The sequence below is a fragment of the Synechococcus sp. H55.11 genome (genome assembly GCF_047462475.1).
GTDB lineage: Bacteria > Cyanobacteriota > Cyanobacteriia > Thermostichales > Thermostichaceae > Thermostichus.
Genome location: NZ_JANSJI010000148.1, coordinates 19,500 through 22,770 on the forward strand (window position 1 = coordinate 19,500; position 3,271 = coordinate 22,770).

The 3,271-nt window shown below is 62.2% G+C and carries 3 protein-coding genes; 2 read left to right on the plus strand and 1 reads right to left on the minus strand.

The genetic code is table 11. The features are described 5' to 3' along the window. Window positions 1-101 precede the first annotated feature (101 nt). Complete coding sequence (gene larE / locus NW853_RS06525; RefSeq protein WP_414348456.1) at window positions 102-977, minus strand: ATP-dependent sacrificial sulfur transferase LarE; 876 nt, start codon at window positions 975-977, stop codon at window positions 102-104. A 257-nt stretch (window positions 978-1,234) separates the two neighbouring features. Here larE and ebsA point away from each other — a divergent pair, with 257 nt between their 5' ends. Together ebsA and cimA are read left to right on the plus strand one after the other, a co-directional pair. After that, window positions 1,235-1,606 carry a type IV pilus biogenesis protein EbsA gene (gene ebsA, locus NW853_RS06530; RefSeq protein WP_414332569.1) on the plus strand — a complete coding sequence of 124 codons (372 nt, stop codon included), beginning with the start codon at window positions 1,235-1,237 and terminating at the stop codon, window positions 1,604-1,606. Beyond that, on the plus strand, window positions 1,596-3,271 hold a 1,676-nt coding region (gene cimA / locus NW853_RS06535; protein ID WP_414348459.1), incomplete at its 3' end, for a citramalate synthase. The genes ebsA and cimA, both read left to right, overlap by 11 nt.

Below are 3,271 nucleotides of genomic sequence, written 5' to 3' on the forward strand. Positions count from 1 at the left end.
GTTGCCAGACCAAACACCCCCAAGCAAAGCCAGAGCCACCAAAACCCTTTCATATTCCCCTAAACCTGGCACAAAACTTCAGCCCAAGCCCCTAGGCTGGCTCAGCCCGTTGTCGGCGGGGGCGGGTTGAGGGCGCGGTTGAGCTTGCCGCTGCGGTAGCCCTCCAAATCGAGACTGACGTAGAGATAACCAAAAGATTGCAGGGCCTTGACCAGCGCTGCCAGATCGGTTTTTTGCACAAATTCCACGATTTGATGAGGGAGCAGTTCGATGCGGGCAGTATCTTTCTCGGAGCGCACGCGCACCTGCTGCCAGCCCAAGCTGCGCAGATAGCGCTCTGCCAATCCCACCCGCCGCAGCTTCTCGGCGGTGATTGCCTCGCCATAGGGAAAGCGGGAGCTGAGGCAGGGCTGGGCCGGCTTGTCCCACCAGGGCAGGCCCAGGTGGCGAGACAGTTGCCGCACCTCCAGCTTGCTCATCCCCACCTCCGCCAAGGGAGAACGCACGCCTCGCTCTCGGGCCGCCTGCGCTCCCGGTCGATAGTCGGCCAGATCGTCGGCGTTGAGGCCATCTGCCACGTGGTCGTATCCCTGAGTTTTAGCCACCTGACGCAGGGTGTCGTGCAAGTGGCTTTTGCAGAAGTAGCAGCGGTTGGCGGGGTTGGCGGCGTAGCGGGGATCCTGCAGCTCCTGGGTCTCGACGATCTGGTGGCGAATGCCGATGTATTGGGCTTGCCAGATGGCCTCCTCCAGATCTTCGGGCAACAGCGCCGGGGAAGCGGCAGTGACGGCCAGGGCCCGCTCCCCCACCTGATCCCAGGCCAGTTTGGCCACCAGGCTGCTATCGACCCCGCCTGAGTAGGCCACCAAGACCCGCCCCATCTCGGCGAAGATTTGGACAAGCTGGTGGAACTTGCCTTGCAGGACGGGATCCAGCTCCAGCAGAGAGTCAGCAGTGGGGTTTGGGGCTATGTTCATAAGGCCAGCAGATTCGGTAAGTCGGGGCCAAGGGGACGCCGTCCTGGCCCGGCGGAGGAGAACCTGGGGCGGTTTTCCCTTCCTATTGTTTCTCAGAGTTTCCCGACTTTCCAACGCTTCCTTCCCAAGTGAGGTGCGGGATCCCCCCACAAGCGGGCAACCTATCTCTAGGCCAGCAGCCCGCCGACGCGGTAGGCTGGATGGCAGTGAGCCCCTTGCTTTGTTGCCGCAATCGACGCTTCTCTCCTCTTGCCGTCATGGCTCTGCAACTCGAACCTGCCAGCCCGCCAGAAGTGGCCGTCTATCAGCCCTATTACGCCGTTGCCCGCCGACAGTACTTAGCCCTGGCGGTGGGCCTCTACAAAAGAGGCAACCTGGAGGGGCAAAGGGCTATTGAGGGGGCGGATCCCGTCCGCTTCTTGGCCAGTTGGCACATGTCCCCGCTACCTTCAGATTTAACGGTGGTTCAGGTGATCTTCGCTCAAGATGCCGAGCTCACCTATCAGCTTTCCATTGCCAACTACGAGTTTGTGGACTATCTCATCGATGTGGTGACCCTGATGCAGCGGGGGCAGCCGCCGGATTTCTCCACCGCCTTTTACAAAAAGCTGATGCGCTATGAAGATTGACCGTTCGCGCCAGCAGGACGCAGTCCTTGGTTGCTTAGCCGCCATCACCCTCTACGACACCACGCTGCGGGATGGGGCGCAGCGGGAGGGGCTGTCGCTGTCGGTGCAAGACAAGATCCAGATCGCCAAGCTGCTGGATCGGCTGGGGATCCCGTTTATCGAGGGGGGCTGGCCGGGGGCCAATCCCAAGGATGTGCAGTTTTTCTGGCAACTGCGGGAAGAGCCTCTGGAGCAGGCGGAGCTGGTGGCCTTTTGCTCCACCCGCAAGCCGGGGCGGCGGGCGGCTGACGACCCCCTGCTGCAGGCCATCTTGGCGGCGGGCACCCGCTACGTGACGGTGTTCGGCAAGTCTTGGGATCTGCATGTGACTGAGGGGCTGGGCACCACCTTGGCCGAAAACCTGGCCATGATCCGGGATACCATCGCCTATTTGCGCTCCCAGGGGCGACGGGTGATCTACGATGCTGAGCACTGGTTTGACGCCTATCGCCACAACTCCGACTACGCCCTGCAAACCCTCGTGGCGGCGGCAGAAGCGGGGGCAGAGTGGCTGGTTCTCTGCGATACCAACGGCGGATCCCTGCCCCCCGAGATTGCCGCCATCACCGCAGCTGTCTTGGCCGAGTCCCATCACCTGGGGCATTTGCCCCTGGGGATCCACACCCACAACGATTCCGGCACTGCCGTGGCCAATGCCCTGGCGGCAGTCCAGGCGGGGGCGCGCATGGTGCAAGGCACCATCAACGGCTATGGGGAGCGCTGTGGCAACGCCGACCTGTGCAGCGTCATCCCCAACCTGCAACTAAAGCTGGGCTACCGCTGTCTGCCGGAAGGGAAGCTGCAACACCTGACGGAGATCTCCCGCGCCATCAGCGAGGTGGTCAACCTAGCTCCGGATGACCATGCCCCCTTTGTGGGCCGGTCGGCCTTTGCCCACAAGGGCGGGATCCACGTTAGCGCCGTCCAGAAAAACCCCCTCACCTACGAGCACATTGCCCCGGAGCAGGTGGGCAACTGCCGGCGCATCGTGGTTTCGGAACAAGCGGGGCTGAGCAATATCCTCAGCAAAGTGGCCGGCTTCGGGATCCGGCTGGACAAGTCAGATCCCCAAGCCCGCTTGATCCTAGAGCGGTTGAAGACCCTGGAGCTGCAGGGCTATCAGTTTGAGGCGGCTGAGGCCAGCTTTGAGCTGCTGGTGCGGGAGCTGTTAGGTCAGCGCTTGCATCCATTTGAGGTGCTTAGCTTTAATGTCAGCACCACTACCCGCTCCGACTGGAGCAGCAAAGACTGGGATCCCAGTGGTGAGGCGGGGGATGTGCAGTCCTTGGCGGCGGTGAAGATTGCGGTGCAAGGGCAGACGCGGGTAACGGCAGCGGAAGGCAATGGGCCGGTGGCGGCTTTGGATGGGGCGCTGCGCAAAGCCTTGCTGGAGTTCTACCCCCAACTGGAAGGGATTCACCTGGCCGACTACAAAGTGCGCATCTTGGATGGGCGGGCCGGCACCTCGGCAAAAACGCGGGTGCTGGTGGAGTTCAGCGATGGCCACCGCCGCTGGACCACGGTGGGAGTTTCCACCAACATCATCGAAGCCTCCTGCCGGGCCTTGGTGGAAGGCTTAGAGTATAGTCTCTTGACAGCACCTTGCCTTTCCCCAGCCTCTGCCCA